The sequence below is a fragment of the Blastomonas sp. CCH1-A6 genome, from assembly GCF_001556365.1.
In the GTDB taxonomy this organism is placed as follows: domain Bacteria; phylum Pseudomonadota; class Alphaproteobacteria; order Sphingomonadales; family Sphingomonadaceae; genus Blastomonas; species Blastomonas ursincola.
In genome coordinates, this window is the sequence record NZ_LSIS01000369.1 from 1 (window position 1) to 15,920 (window position 15,920).

The window sequence follows — 15,920 nt, forward strand, 5'->3', positions numbered from 1 at the left end:
GGTCGCGGTGTTTGCCATCATCCGGCCCCGCCATGACGAGGTGTACTGGCAAACCACCGAACAGCGGCGAGGTAGCGACATGACGGACAGCGCGGCAGGCGGCGGGGCTGTTGTCGAAGGCGATCACCACCGCGTCAGGTGCCTTGGCTTCGCGTGAGGCGATCAGCACCGGCTTGTCGCTGGCACGCACGACCCGTTCGACCTTGGAGCCGATATGGTCGGTCGCGAACTCGCCCGACGCGCCGCGCTTGCCGATGATGACCAATGCAGCATCGGCTTCACGCTCGACGATCGTCTCCACGATCCCTCCATGCAGGTGCATCGACGCGACCGTGATGCCCTGCTCCTTCAAGCGAGTGCCGCCTGCGTCCAGCAGGATGCGCCCTTCCTCGATGGCAAGACGCCCCGCCGCTTCCTCGATGCGGGTCAGCTCTTCCAGCAGCTCGCTTTTGACACCGAGGCCGATCGCGCCGCTATGATCGTTGCGCGATGCCACGGCATCCTTGCGCTGGACGACGTGCAGCAGCTCGACATCGGCCCCGAGCCGGGTAGCGGCCCAGGCCGCCAGATCGACGACGCTGGTCGCGTAGGTGGATGCGTCGATACAGGCCAATATGCGGTTCATAAGCCCTCTCCTCAGTGGGCGCCGAGCGCTGCTTCGGCGCCGGGCTTGTCATGGACGGCGAAGCGATCGACCATCGTCGCGCTCGCCTGATTGAGGCCGATGACCTCGACATGGGTGCCTTCGCGGCGGAACTTGAGGATCGCCTTGTCGAGGCTCCCCACCGCCGAAATGTCCCAGAAGTGCGCGGCGGTCAGGTCGATGACCACATTGTCCAGCACCTCCTTGAAGTCGAAGGCGTCGGCGAACCGCTCGGACGAGGCGAAGAACACCTGACCCGAGACGCGGTAGGTCCGCGTCCTGCCATCCGCGCTCAGCTCGGATGCCACGTCGAACAGGCGCTTGACCTTGCTGGCGAAGAACAGACCGGACAGGATCACGCCTGCGACCACGCCTTGCGCCAGATCGTGCGTCGAGACGACAACCAGCACCGTCACCAGCATGACAACCGACGACTGCCACGGATGGCTCTTGAGGTTCCTGATCGATCCCCAGGAGAAGGTGCCGATCGACACCATAATCATCACCGCGACCAGCGCCGGCATCGGAATGCGGGCGACCAGCGGCCCCAGTACGACGATCAGGAACAGCAGGAACGCGCCCGACACAAAGGTGGAAAGGCGGGTGGAGCCGCCCGACTTCACGTTGATGACCGACTGCCCGATCATGGCGCAGCCGCCCATCCCGCCGAGGAAGCCGGTCAGAAAATTGGCGATACCCTGCCCCTTCATCTCGCGGCGCTTGTTCGATGGCGTGTCGGTCAGATCATCGACGATCTGCGCGGTCATCATCGATTCCAGCAGGCCAACCGCCGCCATCGTCAGCGAATAGGGGAAAATGATGCGCAGCGTTTCCAGCGTGAACGGCACCTGTGGGATGCCGAACGCTGGCAGCGACGAGGGCAGCTTGCCCATATCGCCCACCGTGTTGACCTTGATGCCGGCATAGATCGAGACGATCGTCAGGATCACGATCGCGACCAGCGGCGACGGGATCGCCTTGGTCAGACGCGGGAACAGGTAGATGATCGCCAGGCCCGCCGCGACCATCGCGTAGGTTTCCCACCCGACGTTCGTTAGCTGGGGAAGCTGCGCGATGAAGATTAGGATCGCGAGCGCGTTGACGAAGCCGGTGATGACCGAGCGTGACACATACTGCATCAGCAGGTCGAGCTTCAGGAAGCCGGCGACGCCCTGGATCAGTCCCATGAGGATGGTGGCGGCAAAGAGGTACTGGACGCCGTGATCGCGGATCAGCGGCAGGACAAGAACCGCAATGGCGGCGGTTGCGGCCGAAATCATGCCGGGGCGTCCGCCCACGAGCGAGATGATGACGGCGATGGAGAAGGAGGCAAACAGCCCGACGCTTGGATCGACGCCGGCAATGATCGAGAAGCCGATGGCCTCCGGGATCAGCGCGAGCGCGACGACGATACCCGCAAGCACGTCGGCGCGCGGGTTCGAGAGCCATTCGCGTCGAAGCGAAGTAGCAAATGTCATGTAGAAACCTGATCGCAATAGCGAGGGGCGCACGCCGTCAGACGCGTTCAATCAACGATACTCGGAAGCGAGGCCCAAATTCGCTAAGGTTATCCCGGGGATAGGCGCCGGGCCGAGCCACCCGAATCAATCCGGGTCCGTCGAAGGCCTCTAGATAGTCACTGATCGGACCATATTGCAACTGCGAACATCAGCAGCCTGCATTCCCATAATACCATCGTTTGAGGGAAAGGGGGTGACCGCCGAGGAGTGGTGATTATGAGCAGCCCCCACCGGGTGGTCCGGGTTGATAGTTAGTGCATTGTCGTCTCCGCCGCCATTGCCGGTCGGAGGTGGAGCGAAGCGGAACCGGAGGCCGGCAATGGCGGTGTCGCCGCTTCCGGGGCGGGTGGTCGATAGCCGAGGCTGCTGTGCGGTCGGACAGTGTTGTAGTGACGCCGCCACGCCTCGATCAGCACCCTGGCTTCAGCGAGGGTGTAGAAGATCTCGCCGTTCAGCAGCTCATCCCGCAGCGAGCCGTTGAAGCTCTCGTTGTAGCCGTTCTCCCATGGCGAGCCCGGGGCGATGTAGAGCGTCTTCACGCCGATCTGCCTGAGCCAGGTCTGGACGGCGGCGGCGATGAACTCGCTGCCATAGCACATTGGGAAGCGCTGGTTTGGGAGCCGCTATGGCCCTGATGAAGACAAGGCCGCGTAGCGGCCGCAGGCTTCATCAGGGCAAGCCATGACCGGTCAGCAGGTATCTAAAGTGAGGTTGTCGAGACAACACTTTGGAGGCTGACCGACCATGACCAAGCTCACCTCTACGCCTGCCGGCGCCGTGCTGGTAGCTATCGATATGTCCAAGAGCCGGCAGGAGGTTCTCATCGAGCGACCGGAAGGCGGCCGGCGCCGGCGGATGACCGTCATGGCAACCAGGCAGGACTATGACGGCTTTGCCGAAAAACTCGCTGCCATCGGGCGCCCTATCATTGTCGGGTTCGAGGCGACGGGTAATTACCATCGCACGCTGGCACATCGGCTGCTGACGGCAGGGTTCGAGCTGCGCCTCATCTCGTCGGTCGCGCTCGCCAGAACGCGCGAGGCGCTGCACAATGGCTGGGACAAGAACGACCCCAAGGACGCGCAGGTCATCCTGCACATGCTGCGGATCGGTGCGACGCAGCGCTACGTCGATCCTCTCGCCGCGGGCATCAATGACCTGCAGGAACTCTCGAAGACCCACGAAACGATCTCTAGGATGAAGACGCAGACCTGGCACCGCATCCTGACCCACTACCTGCCGCTGTACTTCCCCGAGATCGCCCGCTTCGCAGGCAACAGCCGGTCCGACTGGTTTCTCGCGCTCATCGAGCGGTTCCCCACTCCTGCCAGCATCACCGCGCTCGACGCTGGGGCATTCTCGGCAGCTGCCTGGTGTCGTTGCCCCCTAATTGCCTGACGAGGCCTCGCGGGTTTGGGTGATGTACTCGCGGGGTGATCGGTAGCCTAGCGCCTTGTGCGGATGGACCTCATTGTAGTGGGTTAGCCAGCGGGGCAGTTGCTCGATGACAGTGCGTGCATCGGGCGTCGGGTTTACACGGACGTAGTCGCGCTTGAGGGTGCGCACGAAAGCTTCGGCCATGCCGTTCGATTGCGGAGAGCTGACCGGCGTGGTGCGGGGTACGAGGCCGATGTCGCGCGCGAAGCGGCGAGTATCGTGAGCAACGTAAGGGCTGCCGTTATCGCTGAGCCATTCAATGGGCGAGGCCAAGCGGTTCACCGGGCCAAAGCGATGCTCGACAGTGGCGACCATCAGATCACGGATGTCCTCGGCGGTGATGCCGCCGGTGGTAGCAACGTGCCCCATGGCCTCGCGGTCACAGCAGTCGAGTGCAAAGGCGACGCGCACCTTTTCGCCATTGTCGCAAGCGATCTCCAAGGCGTCAGAGCACCAGCGGGTGTTGCGCCGATCGACGGCAACGCGACCATCATGGCGCCGCTCCTCCCGGCTGCCGTTGTGGCGCTGAAGCAGCAGCCCGTGCACCTTCATGACCCGGTAGACCCGCTTGGGATTGGGCGCTGTGCGCCCGATCCTGGCAGCCTGGCGGCGCAGAAGGGCGTGGACCCGGCGATAACCGTAGGTGGGCAGATCGGCGATCAGCGCCCGGATGTCGCTGACCAAGTCGGTATCCGGTAGAGGCGGTCGACCTCGCCGACGTGTAGGCGACCGGTTGTGCATGGCTGACAGGTGCTGGCGGCTGACGCCCAACGCCTCGGCCACCGCGCTCACCGGTCGTCCCCTGGCAACGAGATCGAGCGCAAGAGGAGTTTTTTTGGGCCTGCGGCCCGGGAGACGGCCTCCCGCAGTATCTCGGCTTCCATAGTCTTCTTGCCCAGCAGGCGCTGCAGCTCGGCGACCTGGTTCTGCAGCGACCGGTACTCGGAGGCGGGCACCACCTCCTCGCCGGCACCGGCGGCAGTCAGCGCACCCTGCGCAACCAGCCTGCGCCAGGTGAAGATCTGGCTGCCACTGATGCCATGCTGCCGGGCTACCAGCGACACGTTCATGCCCGGCAGATACGTCTCCTCGACGATCCGGACCTTTTCCTCCGGGGTCCAGCGCCTCCGGCGCTGAACCCCGGAGAGGACCTCGCCGCCATTGTAGCGCCTAGTCGTATGCTCAGTCATATGGCTCACTCTTATCTAAGAGCGAGACCCTGTCAGGTCATTTCGGGGGCCAACTCACCTGGCCTCTCATCGGCCGCAAGGTTTCCAAGGCCCGTCTTGTCAATGACATATACGAAACGGCCTGCGCTTCGGTGGCTCTGCCGGTCCCGGAGGATTCGGCAGCAATTACCATGTTCCGCATGGTCATCGCGCAGGGACGCAGCCTCATCCACCAGCGTGACGAGATAGAGCGGCTTGCCCATGACAGGCTGGCCGAGCATGTTGATTATAAGCTGCTGCGCAACATTCCGGGCATTGGTCCGATTAACGCGCTGACCATTCTGGCCGAGGCCGGTGATTTGCGTCGCTTCAACCATCATCGACAGTTCCTGAAGTTCTGCGGCCTCGATCTCGCAACGTGCCAGTCAGGCACGTTTCGTGGCCGCACCAAGCTGTCCAAGTACGGCAACGCGCGTCTGCGCCGCACCTTCTGGATGGCTGCCCAGGTCGCCGCGCGTCAGCGCGACAACAGTTTCCGTGACAAGCTCGGACGGTACACCGCCGGGCACGCGGACGATGCCGACCGTCGCCGCAAGGCGATGACGGCGCTCACCGCCAAGATGGCGCGCGTGGCTCACGCCGTCGTCAAGACGGGGACAGAGTACCGGCCGTTCCTCGAACGGTCGGATGCCAGGTGGAAGGACCCCTCTCTGCAAGTGCCGTGAGGGCGCTCGTCGAGCGACCCTGTAGATAATGTTCGGGCCTTCCACCTGGGTGCGTATCTCGTTTTAAGGATGGTGAGGACCACGGCCGCCCCGGCGCCGCTGGATCCTGTGTTTGCTATGGCAGGGAGCGATCCCGTTGACGGTGGAAGCCATCTGGCTCAGATTGCATGCCGCGCCGATGGTTGTCGGCGCATGGATATCTGCTGGCCAAAACCCGCCGCTGCTTCCAGACATAGGACGTTGTCCGACCTGATATGCGCGGGCGGACCACGCTCGATGAACAACTCGGCCAGCGCTGCCAGTACGTCTTCGTGTTTGAGCTGGCGCGCGACGACGAGTGCCAGGCACTCCCTGCTCGCCTCGTCGATAATGGTAAGGATGCGGAACTTGCGTCCGTCATGGGTGCGTTCCTCGACGAAGTCGTAAGCCCAGACATGCCCCGGATACTCCGGCCGCAACCGGATGCACGAGCCATCGTTCAGCCATAACCGGCCGCGTTTCGGCTGGCGCTGCGGCACCTTCAGCCCCTCGCGTCGCCAGATCCGTTCCACCCGTTTATCGTCTAATCGGTCAAGCCGTTTGCCAAGGTGCTCGTAGTCGATCTTCTTTTGCGCATCGTTGTCGTCTTCGAGGTCAGGACGGGTCCAGCCTCAGCATGGCGCCAGATCGCCGGCCTCTCGATGTGGTTCCCGTGTTCCAGATGGTCACGAAGCGGGTCACGAGATGGCCGTGGCCGCACCCTGGCGGGGCGGCAGCTCGGAAAGCAGATATCAGGCCATGGCAGTCACCTTTGGGTCAAAGCCTCGCCCGTCGATCCACATCCGGTGGAGGATCACCGCCAGCTTGCGGGCCAGCGCAACGCGCGCCTTCCAGAAGCCCGATCTCCGGCCGATGGCGGCAGCCCAGTCCTTCAGCGCCGACGCCTGCGAGGTCCGCGACAGCATGACATTGGCCGCTTCGAACAGCAGCTTGCGGGTGAGACGATCTCCGCACTTGGAGATGCGGCCGTTGATGTCGACCTCGCCCGACTGGTAGCGACGCGGAGTGAGACCGAGATAGGCGCCGACATCCTGCGAGCGTCGGAACCGGTGAGGATCCTCGATGGTGGTCATGAAGCTGACGGCCGTCAGCGGTCCGACGCCGGGCATCGTCATCATCAAGCGGCAGGCGCCGCTTTGCCGGGCAACCCGGGCGAGCTGCTTGGCAATGGCAAGCTGTTGCTCCCGCAATGTGCTCAGCATCGCCAGTAGGCTCTCGAACAGTGCGGCGACCACCGGATCGTCCGGCAGCGTTGCCCGGACCTGACGTTCGAAGGTGCCACCCTTCCCGGGTCCGACCAGAATGCCGAAAGTCTTCGCCAGGCCGCGTATCTTGTTGATGAGCGCGGTGCTCATGCCGACCAGCTGGTCTCGCGTGATCAGGAGCGCACGCAACCGGTGCGTATCCATCGAGCGAACAGCGACCGGCCGGTACCAGCCCGAGCGGACCAGCCGTGCCAACCCAAACGCGTCGTTGCGGTCCGTCTTGTTCATCTGCAGCTTCAGCGCTGCCGCAGCATGCCTGGCATGAAGACACACCACCGGCAGCTCTCGCTCGGTCAATGCGTGCCACAACCACACGGTCATCGGGCCCGTCTCGATACCGATCCTCACGGCTCCTGCGGCCCTCCGCGCCAGCACGGCCGCAATAGCGTCCGGGTCCGTTCGCGACTTACCGTCCCATATGCGATCGCCCGTTTCGTCCACGACGCAGATCGCGGTCTCCTTCATCGACACATCTAGGCCAACATAGCAGGTCATCTTCCGTCCTCCTCTTCAGGGGACGACAGGCTATCCCAACGAGCACCGCTCCTGATTACGCCATGTGGTTCACCGACCAACCCGCCGCATGCAGCAGCGCCGTCACCCGGCGATAGCCGTAGCGCCCGTACTGCCTGGCAAGGGCGATGATATCCTCGGTGAGCGCCAGCTCGTCATCTGCCCCGAACGGCACCTTGCGCTGCGTCGACCGGTGCTGGCCGAGCACGCGGCACACCCGCCGCTCGGATACATCCAGCACCTCCCGGACCTGGTCGATGCAGCGCCGACGCCGTGCGGGGCTCAGAAGTTTCCCTTGGCTGCCTCCTGCAGGATGAGCTTGTCCAGCGTCAGATCCGAGATCGCCCGGCGCAGCCGCAGGTTCTCCTTTTCCAGATCCTTCATCCGCCGAGTCTGATCGGTCTTCAGGCCACCATATTCCTTGCGCCAGCGGTATTAGGTCTGCTCGCTGACCGCGATGCGCCGACAGGCCTCGGCGGTCGTGCCGCCCTGACCCAGCATGATCTCAACCTCACGTAGCTTCCCGATAATCTCCTCGGGCTTGTGCTTCTTCGCAGGCATTCGTCGTCCCTTCCTTGGTCCAGACTGTAATAGTCGATGGACCACTCAGAAGGGGGCAGCTCAGACGGCCATGATCGGCGCGCGGCGCGCCAGCAATGACGGCTAGTAAGATGATGGCGAGTAGAACGAGATGATGAGGCCCGATGATAGCAGGCGCTCCCACGAGGCGATCCGCGCCGCTGCCTACGCACTTCGTGACTGCGTCAGGGCTGGACCTCCGCTTACCGACCTCGGCCGGCTACGAATGAACCTGGCCAATGCGGTACGGGAGCATCTGCCTACACAGCAGGGCTGGAACAAGGAGGCTCGAGGCTATTTCGCCGACCAGATGCCGACTTACGAGCGGATCATGGAAGAGGATCGCGAGCTTCGGCTACGCTACTCCGACCACATACGGCGTTGGAGCAGCAACGCGATAGCTTCGAACGTCCCAGCCTATGCTGCGGACGTCGCAACACTGGTAGAGCGCCTCGACCGCTACCTGCGGTCGCTTGAGCACGAGCTCTATAAGCCGATGCACCAGGCAGGGATCGAGGCGTGATCGGTGATCAATTGCCCCTGTAGGTGGAGTAGCCGAAGGGGCTGACCACGACCGGCACATGGTAGTGCGCGGCAGGGTCGGTGACGCGGAACACGGGATCGATCTCGGGGAAGAATGGCACCGCCTTCGCATCCGGGTAGCCTGCCATGTCGAACAGCAGCTTGTAGGTGCGCGGCGCGAACTTCGACGGCTACCTACCCGACGCCGATATCTCGGTTGAAACCGGGCAAACCTATAGTCCTGCATGACGATCTGGCATCTTGCATCACCGCGAGCAGCTATCGAAACCGGCGTTTATCACCTACAGTCCTGCAAGGCAGGGTCGCCGGTCCTGCGAAACCGATGGTGGGGGTGCCGTTGCGACCTGTGTCAGCTGCGATCTGTGTTCCGGTCCGCAACGAGGAGACTGCGTTACCGAAGTTGCTGGAGGCGATCGAGCGACTGGACCTGGGCGACGTCGAGGCTGCCGTGTTCTTCCTCCTTGATAATTGCTCGGATGCGAGCGAGCAGGTAATACTCGAGCATGCTGGTCGCATGGCCCTTCCGTTCACGGTGGCTCAGGGAGACCCGTCCCCTGATGCCAATGCCGGTCGTGCACGCCGGGCCGCCATCGCCCTCGGCCTGCATCATGCGGCGAGCACGCCCCACGGTATTCTCCTGACGACCGACGCCGACAGCCAGCCCCGTGCCGATTGGGTCAGGGCGGCACTGCAGGGCCTGGCCTCGGCCGACCTTGTCGCCGGGCGAATCGTCCGGATCGCAGCGGAGCGGGATCCGGTGCAGGGGAGGGTCGAGCGCTACCTCGATCGGCTTCACGCCTACCGACGATCGGTCGACCCCGTTCCGTGGGACAGTCCGACCGGCTCCCACTGCTCGGGAGGCGCCAACATGGCCTTCCGACCCGGAGCCTATCAGGCGCTGGGTGGCTTCCAGCCGGTGCCATGCGGCGAGGACGCCGCCCTGCTCGACGATGCCGGGCGCGCCGGGTTTCGCGTGCGCCGCGATCCCGGCATGGTGGTTGCGACCTCCTCACGGCGGCTCGGCCGGGCGCCGGGCGGCATGGCGGCTGCGCTCAGTGCCATCGACCATCACGGGGCACCCTCAATGCCGCATCCCCGAGGGGCGGCATGGCAATACCGACAGCAGGCGGAGGCGCGCCGCATTTGGGCCGGGCTCCCCGATTCCTTTGTCGCAGCTCGCTTCGGCGACCGTATCGGATTGACCGGTGACCATGTGATCGGCGTCGCGCGCGACTGCCCCAACGCAGAGGCGTTCGCCATGCGTGTCGTGCCGGCGCTGCCCGATATACCCGACGTCACCCTCGCCGAGGCCGAGCATGCCCTGGCAACGCTCGAGCACCAGCTTTGCGAGCAGGCGGTATGACGACGACCAAAGCTCTGCGCCATGCGATCGTCGCGGCAGGGTGGGTGACCGACCCCGCCGGCGATCCGACGACGCCCGAGGCATATCTGGACCTGCTCCGCCCTCTTTACGCTGCGGGACGCCGGGATCTCCCCATCGGGCGCCTGCTGGAGGGGCATGTCGATGCGGTGCAAATCGTGTTTCGATACGGCACGTCGTCCCAGGTCGCTGCGTTGCGGGCGCGGATCGCTGCGGGAGCGATGCTGGGTGTGTGGAATGCGGGCCTGCCGGGTGAGTCGCTGGTGCTTACCGGCGGACGGCTGACCGGCGGCAAGGGCTATGCATCGGGGGCGGGGATACTGACTCACGCGCTGGTAACTGCGGATAGCGAACGCGGGCCGCAGCTGCTCCTGCTCGACCTGGATGCCGATCCGCCTGCCATCGATCGGGAGTGGTGGCAGACGATCGGCATGCAGCGCTCGGAGACACATCTGGTGCGCTGGTCCGGCTCTGTGATCCGTGAAGACGGCCGTATCGGCGAGCCCGGCAGCTATGCGCGGGAGCCGTTCTTCAGCGGAGGCGCGCTGCGCTTCGCCGCGGTTCATGCCGGGGGCATCGCCGGCCTGCTCGATGCAGTGCGTGACCACCTGACCACCCACGAGCGCGCTTCCGATCCGTTCCAGGCATCGCGCCTCGCCGACCTGTTCCTGCTTGCCCAGGGTGCAGCGGCGAGCATCCGCGACACGGCGGGCGCCTGGTTCAGCGGGACGGATGCGGAACGCCTCGCCCGGGTGTCCGCTGCGCGGCTATCGATCGCCGGCTCTGCCGAGCGCGCCCTGACGATCGCGCAGGAGGCGGTGGGGCTGCAGGGATTGTTCCTATCGCATCCGCTGGCGGCAAAGATCGCCGATCTCATGGTGTACCTGCGCCAGCCTGCGCCCGACGCGCATCGCTTTCGCGTCGGCCAGGCTGTCGCCGAGCACATCCTCGACCCCATTCTGTGAGGATCCCGCTGCGAAACGTACGTGTCGCGCTGGTGATCGCCCCGCACCCGGATGACGAGGTCATCGGCGCGGCAGGCCTCATTGCGCGGCTTCGCCGCCATGGAGCTCGGGTCCGGGTTGCGGTCGTGACCGATGGTGCCGCGTCTCACCGGGGCAGCCGACAATGGCCGAGAGCGCGACTGGTCGCGGCGCGCCAGCGTGAGAGCCTTCATGCGCTACGTCGTCTCGGCATCGTTGCTGGCGACGTCTCGTTCCTCAATTTGCCCGATGGCCAGTTGCCCTCGATCCCGGGACGCTGTTATCGCGCGCTGCGCCGCCAGGTCGCACGATGCCGGGATCTCGATCTCATCGTCGGACCGGCCTGCGATGACGACCATCCCGATCACCGCGCCGTAGCAGCGGCCGTCGCCCGATGCCCGGGTGGCGCCGGTCGGCTGACCTACCGCGTGTGGCCGCCTCGCCCGGACAGGTCCGGACCGGCATGGCGCATCGCTGTGCCCGGAGGAGTTCCGGTTAAGCGGTCGCTGATCCGCGTCTACCGGACGCAGCTCGGCGCCGTTTCCGATGATCCAGCAGGCTTCACGATCGCGAGACACGAGCTTGCGGCCTTTGCTCGTCCGGTCGAGCGCTACCGGCCGGGTTCGAAGTGACGAGCCCGATCGATCTTGCCGGGTTCGCCGCCAAGTTCGCCGGCGACGACGATCCCTGGCGCACCTTCACCGCCCGTGACGAGGCGGTGAAGCGTGCCGTGATCCTGCACGCGATAGGTCACCGACCGGTCGGACGGGTGCTGGAGCTGGCCAGCGGCAACGGATCCAACAGTGCCGCGATCGCGAGGATGGCGTTGTGCCTCGATGCGACCGAGGGCACGAGGGAGGGGGTCGACCTGACGGCACGCGCCGTCGCGGCCTGGCCTCGTGCGTGCGCATCGCTGCTCGTGCTCCCCGGTCGACCGCCACGTCTCGTCTATGACGTGATCGTGATCGCCGAGATCCTGTATTACCTCTCAGCGCGAGAGATGGCCCGGGTTGCGCGTGAGATGGCCGCTCGCCTGCGGGGAGACGGCACCATCGTGCTCGCGCACCACAGGATCGACTACTACGACTTCGCCCAGCACGCGGCAGGAATCCACGCCCGGTTCCTCGCAGAGACCGGGCGTCGTTGGACGGTTCGCACCGTGCGCCGCACCCGCCGCTGGGTCGTCACCGCGGCCCGCGCCGACGGTGTGCCCCGATCCCCTTGAACGCGAGCGAGGCAGCACGTCCCACGTCCGTGCGATATGAGGCTTGCCGTTAAGTGGAGCGGCAGGACGTCCACCTGCCGCTCCCGCCAGGGTCGTCAGGCCGCCGCGTCGAGATCGACCTTCATCTCCCGAGCCCAGAACCTGAGGTCACGACAGGTCGTGACGAACGCCTTGACGTCCTTGCTCTTGCTTAGGGCTACGAAGCCATCGTCAAGCTCCGGCACTCGAGAAGCGTCGAACAACGTGGCGGCTGCATCGGTGTAGCCGATGAACTTGCAGTGGCCGAACGCGTCCGCCACGAAGTCCTTGGAGGCCGCATCCTTGGCGAGCATCGCAACCCCCTCCTCGGACGGGAGCACCGCGACGGCATCGAACAGGACCGAAGGTCCGCCGTCGATCTTCTGCTTGGCCGCGACCTTGGTGCCGTCGTCGAGCGTGACCCCGCCGATCTTCGGCGCGACCACCTCCCAGACCGCGCCTTCGGCTTCCAGCGCCTTCGTCAGCGCATTGAACAGCTCGGCGCTCGACCCATCGGTCAGCAGCAGGCCCATCTTTCGCCCGGCGAAATTCGCCGGGCCGTTGGCGACGATCGAGAGCGCCGACGATGTCGGCAGGTCTAGCGTCGGCTTGGCCGCCTTGGCGGCGTCCGGCAGGTCAAGGCCGAGCCCGTCCGCAACGGTAGCGGCGAGATCCTCGTCGATGTTGCGCAGGTGGCTGACCGCCCGGGCCCGGATGTCGACACGATCTACCTTCGACAGCTCGAACACCAGCGCGTCGCCGATGTGCTTCTGCTCGATCGGCTGCTGGCTGAGATAGAACTGCCGCGCCTGGCTGTAATGATCGGCAAAGGTTTCGGACCGAACCCGCTGCTTAGTCCCCTGAACCTCGGCGGGGAAGCTGGTGAAGCCGATCTCCGCGTTCTCGCGCGGACCGCCTTCCGCGCCCCAGCTGTTCGGCTCATAGTTCACGCGCCCCTTCGGATTGCGCATCGCCATGTGGCCGTCCTGCTGGAAGTTCATCACCGGACAGCGCGGGGCATTGATCGGCAGGTGGGTGAAGTTCGGGCTGCCGAGCCGCTTCAGCTGGGTATCGAGATAGGAGAAGTTGCGGCCGTGCAGCAGCGGGTCGTCACTGAAGTCGATGCCCGGCACGATGTTCTGCGTGCAGTAGGCGACCTGCTCGGTTTCGGCGAAGAAGTTGTCGACGTTGCGATTAAGCGTGAGCGTACCGACGATGCGGACCGGCACGTCCTCCTCGGGGATGAGCTTGGTCGAGTCGAGATGGTCGAAGGGAAGCTTGTCGGCGGTTTCCTGATCGAACAGCTGGACGCCGAGATCCCATTGCGGGAAGTCACCGCTCTCGATCGCCTCCCAGAGATCGCGGCGATGATAGTCGGGATCGGCGCCGCTGATCTTGACCGCTTCGTTCCACAGCACCGACTGGAGCCCCTGGCGCGGCTTCCAGTGGAACTTGACGAAGGTCGACCTGCCTTCCGCGTTCACCAGGCGGAAGCTGTGGACGCCGAAGCCCTCCATCGTGCGGAAGGAGCGGGGGATCGTGCGATCGGACATGATCCACATGATCATGTGCCAGGCTTCCGGGGTGAGGCTGGCGAAATCCCAGAAATTGTCGTGTGCGGTTTGCGCCTGGGGGAACGCCCGGTCGGGCTCCTGCTTAGCCGCATGGACCAGATCGGGGAACTTGATGGCATCCTGGATGAAGAACACCGGGATGTTGTTGCCGACGATGTCCCAGTTGCCCTGCTTCGTGTACATCTTGACGGCGAAGCCGCGCACGTCGCGCGCCAGATCGCGCGAGCCCTTGTTGCCCGCTACCGTTGAGAAGCGGACGAACACCTCCGTCTGCTGCCCGACCGTGCTCAGCACGTCGGCGCGGGTGTAGTCGGCCAGACTGTCGGTCAGCTCGAACACGCCGTGCGCGCCATAGCCGCGTGCGTGGACGACGCGCTCCGGGATGCGCTCGTGATCGAAATGGAAGATCTTTTCGCGGAGGATGAAGTCCTCGAGCAGCGTGGGGCCCCGCAGACCCGCCTTGAGACTGTTCTGGGCGTCCGCGATCGGGATGCCCTGCTGCGTGGTCATGGTAAGTGCCGCGTCCGAGGTCGTCTGGCGGGTTTCGCCGCCATGGCCCTGCTGCTCGGCATAGTTCGTCGGCTGGTCGGCACCCGCCGGCAGCGGCGGTGCCTTCTTGGCCGTCTCGCCCTTGAGTTTCACCGCGTCGCTTTTGATGCTCTTGCGTGCCATGGACGTAATCCTCCGATCATGCCCTTAATGCCACCAGCGCCACGGCGATGCGAGGCATAAATCTTTGTAGCGACTGGGAACCGACCCGGAGGACCGAAATCAAGTTATGTCAGTCGAGCATGGTCGCCGGTTCGGACGACAGGCGCGGGCTCGGCAACGTAAGTGTTCATGGCTGCGCAGAACCCGACTGCGGCTTCCTTGGTCCTGGATCACAGCCAGGGAAAGCCGATATGAGCCGGTTGGAGATGTCTTAACGCCTTGCCGTTAGCCGAGCATGATGTACTCCCAGGTCGTACAGGTTTTCGACTGCGTCCGGCACGACCACGATCTGTGGTTGGTGCTGCTCGCCGGCCTGGTTTGCCTCTGCGGAATCTATGCGTCCTTTGCCCTGGCCGACCATGCCATACGCTCAGGGCGGAAGACGCGCAGCCTGTGAGAACCTATCACCATCGTGTCGGCCGGCTGCACGGCCTGGGCGACCCACTTCATTATCTTGCTGGCTTTCAAGCCGGGCATGCCGTCTGCGTTCAACCCGCTGGCCGTACGGCCGTTTTACGGCCGCTCGTTGATGTAAACGAATCAAATGGACAGGGACCCATGCCGCGGCTCAAGGCGTTGAGCGTCATAGACATGGCCCTGACGACAGGGACATGCACTCAGATGAGGAAACGACATGCGCGCACTATGCTGGCACGGTAAAGGCGATGTCCGCGTCGACACCGTTGCGGATCCCGAGATCAAGCACCCGCGCGATGCGATCATCAAAGTAACCGCCTGCGCGATCTGCGGGTCGGACCTTCACCTGCTGGATGGCTACCAGCCCACCATGGAGGCCGGCGACATCCTCGGCCACGAGAACATGGGCGAGGTCGTGGCGCTCGGGTCCGAGGTCACCAACCTCAAGATCGGGGACCGGGTGGTGGTGCCGTTCACGATCAGCTGCGGCGATTGCTGGTTCTGCAAGAAGGGTCTGTTTGCGGCCTGCGATCGGACCAATCCGAACGCCGAGATGGCCGCCAAGGCGATGGGCCATTCGCCCGCCGGGCTGTTCGGCTTCAGCCACATGCTGGGCGGCTACTGCGGCGGTCAGGCGGAGTATCTCCGCGTGCCGATGGCGGATGTCGGTCCGATCAAGATTCCCGACAACGTTACCGACGAGCAGGCCCTCTTCCTATCGGATATCTTCCCGACCGGCTACATGGCCGCCGAGAATGCGCAGATCGAGCATGGCGACACCGTCGCGATCTGGGGCTGCGGTCCGGTCGGCCAGTTCGCCATCCGCTCCGCGCTGATGATGGGCGCCGGCCGCGTGATCGCGATCGACGAGGTGCCCGAGCGACTCGCCATGGCGGAGGCCGGTGGCGCTGAGACGATTAACTTCGCCGAAACCGATGTCTACGACGAGCTGCAGGCGCGAACCAAGGGCCGGGGCCCCGACAGCTGCATCGATGCTGTCGGCTGCGAGGCGGCCGCGCACGGGGCGGCGGACGCGGTCATGGACAAGGTGAAGGCAAGCATGATGCTCGCCACTGATCGCGTCCACGTCCTGCGGCAGGCGATCATGAGCTGCCGCAAGGGCGGCACGGTCTCCGTGCCCGGCGTCTACGTCGGGATGGGTGACAAGCTTCCGATCG

General features: G+C 64.7%; 11 protein-coding genes, 6 pseudogenes and 1 other annotated feature. Of the genes and pseudogenes, 8 read left to right on the plus strand and 9 right to left on the minus strand.

The features are described 5' to 3' along the window. The 3 genes and pseudogenes from AX735_RS26975 to AX735_RS26985 all read right to left on the minus strand — a co-directional run. Nucleotides 1–625 (minus strand): universal stress protein (locus tag AX735_RS26975; protein WP_066278957.1); only part of this gene is annotated, 625 nt, incomplete at its 3' end. 11 nt (nucleotides 626–636) lie between these two features. Then, nucleotides 637–2,121 (minus strand): SulP family inorganic anion transporter, encoded by a 1,485-nt coding sequence (locus tag AX735_RS26980; RefSeq protein ID WP_007684580.1) that lies wholly within the window; start codon nucleotides 2,119–2,121, stop codon nucleotides 637–639. Nucleotides 2,122–2,208: 87 nt separating this feature from the next. After that, nucleotides 2,209–2,263: a sequence feature (sul1 is cis-regulatory element that is thought to sense ions involved in sulfur or methionine metabolism; They are found in Alphaproteobacteria), on the minus strand. 151 nt (nucleotides 2,264–2,414) lie between these two features. Continuing rightward, nucleotides 2,415–2,753 (minus strand): annotated as a pseudogene (locus AX735_RS26985) (integrase core domain-containing protein); the annotation flags it as partial. 154 nt (nucleotides 2,754–2,907) lie between these two features. Here AX735_RS26985 and AX735_RS26990 point away from each other — a divergent pair. After that, nucleotides 2,908–3,537 (plus strand): annotated as a pseudogene (locus AX735_RS26990) (IS110 family transposase); the annotation flags it as partial. 12 nt (nucleotides 3,538–3,549) lie between these two features. Here AX735_RS26990 and AX735_RS26995 read toward each other — a convergent pair. After that, nucleotides 3,550–4,790, minus strand: a protein-coding gene (locus tag AX735_RS26995) for an IS3 family transposase (RefSeq protein WP_090423511.1) whose coding sequence is annotated in 2 segments (ribosomal slippage) — nucleotides 3,550–4,436 and nucleotides 4,436–4,790 — 1,242 coding nt in all. Because the reading frame shifts where the segments join, the coding sequence is not laid out codon by codon here. Nucleotides 4,791–4,849: 59 nt separating this feature from the next. On the opposite strand from AX735_RS26995, the pseudogene AX735_RS27000 reads away from it, so the two are divergent. Continuing rightward, a pseudogene (locus AX735_RS27000) lies at nucleotides 4,850–5,519 on the plus strand (transposase); the annotation flags it as partial. 214 nt (nucleotides 5,520–5,733) lie between these two features. Here AX735_RS27000 and AX735_RS27005 read toward each other — a convergent pair. The 3 genes and pseudogenes from AX735_RS27005 to AX735_RS27015 all read right to left on the minus strand — a co-directional run. Then, nucleotides 5,734–6,060, minus strand: a pseudogene (locus AX735_RS27005) (DDE-type integrase/transposase/recombinase); the annotation flags it as partial. A gap of 204 nt (nucleotides 6,061–6,264) precedes the next feature. Further along, the gene (locus tag AX735_RS27010) at nucleotides 6,265–7,293 is read right to left on the minus strand and encodes an IS110 family transposase (RefSeq protein ID WP_020493465.1); all 1,029 of its coding nucleotides are present in this window, start codon (nucleotides 7,291–7,293) and stop codon (nucleotides 6,265–6,267) included. A gap of 67 nt (nucleotides 7,294–7,360) precedes the next feature. Beyond that, nucleotides 7,361–7,872 (minus strand): annotated as a pseudogene (locus AX735_RS27015) (transposase); the annotation flags it as partial. Nucleotides 7,873–8,116: 244 nt separating this feature from the next. On the opposite strand from AX735_RS27015, the gene AX735_RS27020 reads away from it, so the two are divergent. Next, nucleotides 8,117–8,413, plus strand: coding sequence for a hypothetical protein (locus AX735_RS27020; protein ID WP_082442131.1), 297 nt, complete (start codon nucleotides 8,117–8,119; stop codon nucleotides 8,411–8,413). A 7-nt stretch (nucleotides 8,414–8,420) separates the two neighbouring features. Here AX735_RS27020 and AX735_RS27025 read toward each other — a convergent pair. After that, nucleotides 8,421–8,585: pseudogene (locus AX735_RS27025) on the minus strand (hydroxyisourate hydrolase); the annotation flags it as partial. Between the two features lie 248 nt (nucleotides 8,586–8,833). Between AX735_RS27025 and AX735_RS27030 the strand changes: the two are divergent. Genes AX735_RS27030 through AX735_RS27045 form a run of 4 tightly spaced genes read left to right on the plus strand, consistent with a single transcriptional unit; the run spans nucleotide 8,834 to nucleotide 12,022 of the window. Continuing rightward, on the plus strand, nucleotides 8,834–9,796 hold the full coding sequence (locus AX735_RS27030) for a glycosyltransferase (protein ID WP_206378455.1): 963 nt from the start codon (nucleotides 8,834–8,836) through the stop codon (nucleotides 9,794–9,796). A 44-nt stretch (nucleotides 9,797–9,840) separates the two neighbouring features. Continuing rightward, complete coding sequence (locus AX735_RS27035; protein ID WP_231729960.1) at nucleotides 9,841–10,779, plus strand: acyl-CoA dehydrogenase; 939 nt, start codon at nucleotides 9,841–9,843, stop codon at nucleotides 10,777–10,779. Beyond that, nucleotides 10,776–11,429 carry a PIG-L deacetylase family protein gene (locus AX735_RS27040; protein WP_010408764.1) on the plus strand — a complete coding sequence of 218 codons (654 nt, stop codon included), beginning with the start codon at nucleotides 10,776–10,778 and terminating at the stop codon, nucleotides 11,427–11,429. Before AX735_RS27035 ends, AX735_RS27040 begins: the two co-directional genes overlap by 4 nt. After that, nucleotides 11,426–12,022: an SAM-dependent methyltransferase gene (locus AX735_RS27045; protein ID WP_066278969.1), complete on the plus strand. Its 597-nt coding sequence runs from the start codon at nucleotides 11,426–11,428 to the stop codon at nucleotides 12,020–12,022. The genes AX735_RS27040 and AX735_RS27045 overlap by 4 nt, the downstream gene beginning before the upstream one ends. A 95-nt stretch (nucleotides 12,023–12,117) precedes the next feature. Here AX735_RS27045 and AX735_RS27050 read toward each other — a convergent pair whose 3' ends face one another. Continuing rightward, nucleotides 12,118–14,286, minus strand: a complete 2,169-nt coding sequence (locus AX735_RS27050; protein WP_018250473.1) for a catalase — start codon at nucleotides 14,284–14,286, stop codon at nucleotides 12,118–12,120. A 673-nt stretch (nucleotides 14,287–14,959) separates the two neighbouring features. Here AX735_RS27050 and AX735_RS27055 point away from each other — a divergent pair. Beyond that, on the plus strand, nucleotides 14,960–15,920 hold a 961-nt coding region (locus AX735_RS27055), incomplete at its 3' end, for a zinc-dependent alcohol dehydrogenase (protein WP_066278972.1).

Excerpts from the sequence above, each read along its gene's own strand:
- AX735_RS27010 (WP_020493465.1), bottom strand. The coding sequence starts at position 7,293 with ATGACCTGCTATGTTGGCCTAGATGTGTCGATGAAGGAGACCGCGATC.
- AX735_RS26980 (WP_007684580.1), bottom strand. The coding sequence starts at position 2,121 with ATGACATTTGCTACTTCGCTTCGACGCGAATGGCTCTCGAACCCGCGC.
- AX735_RS27020 (WP_082442131.1), top strand. The coding sequence starts at position 8,117 with ATGAACCTGGCCAATGCGGTACGGGAGCATCTGCCTACACAGCAGGGC.
- AX735_RS27050 (WP_018250473.1), bottom strand. The coding sequence starts at position 14,286 with ATGGCACGCAAGAGCATCAAAAGCGACGCGGTGAAACTCAAGGGCGAG.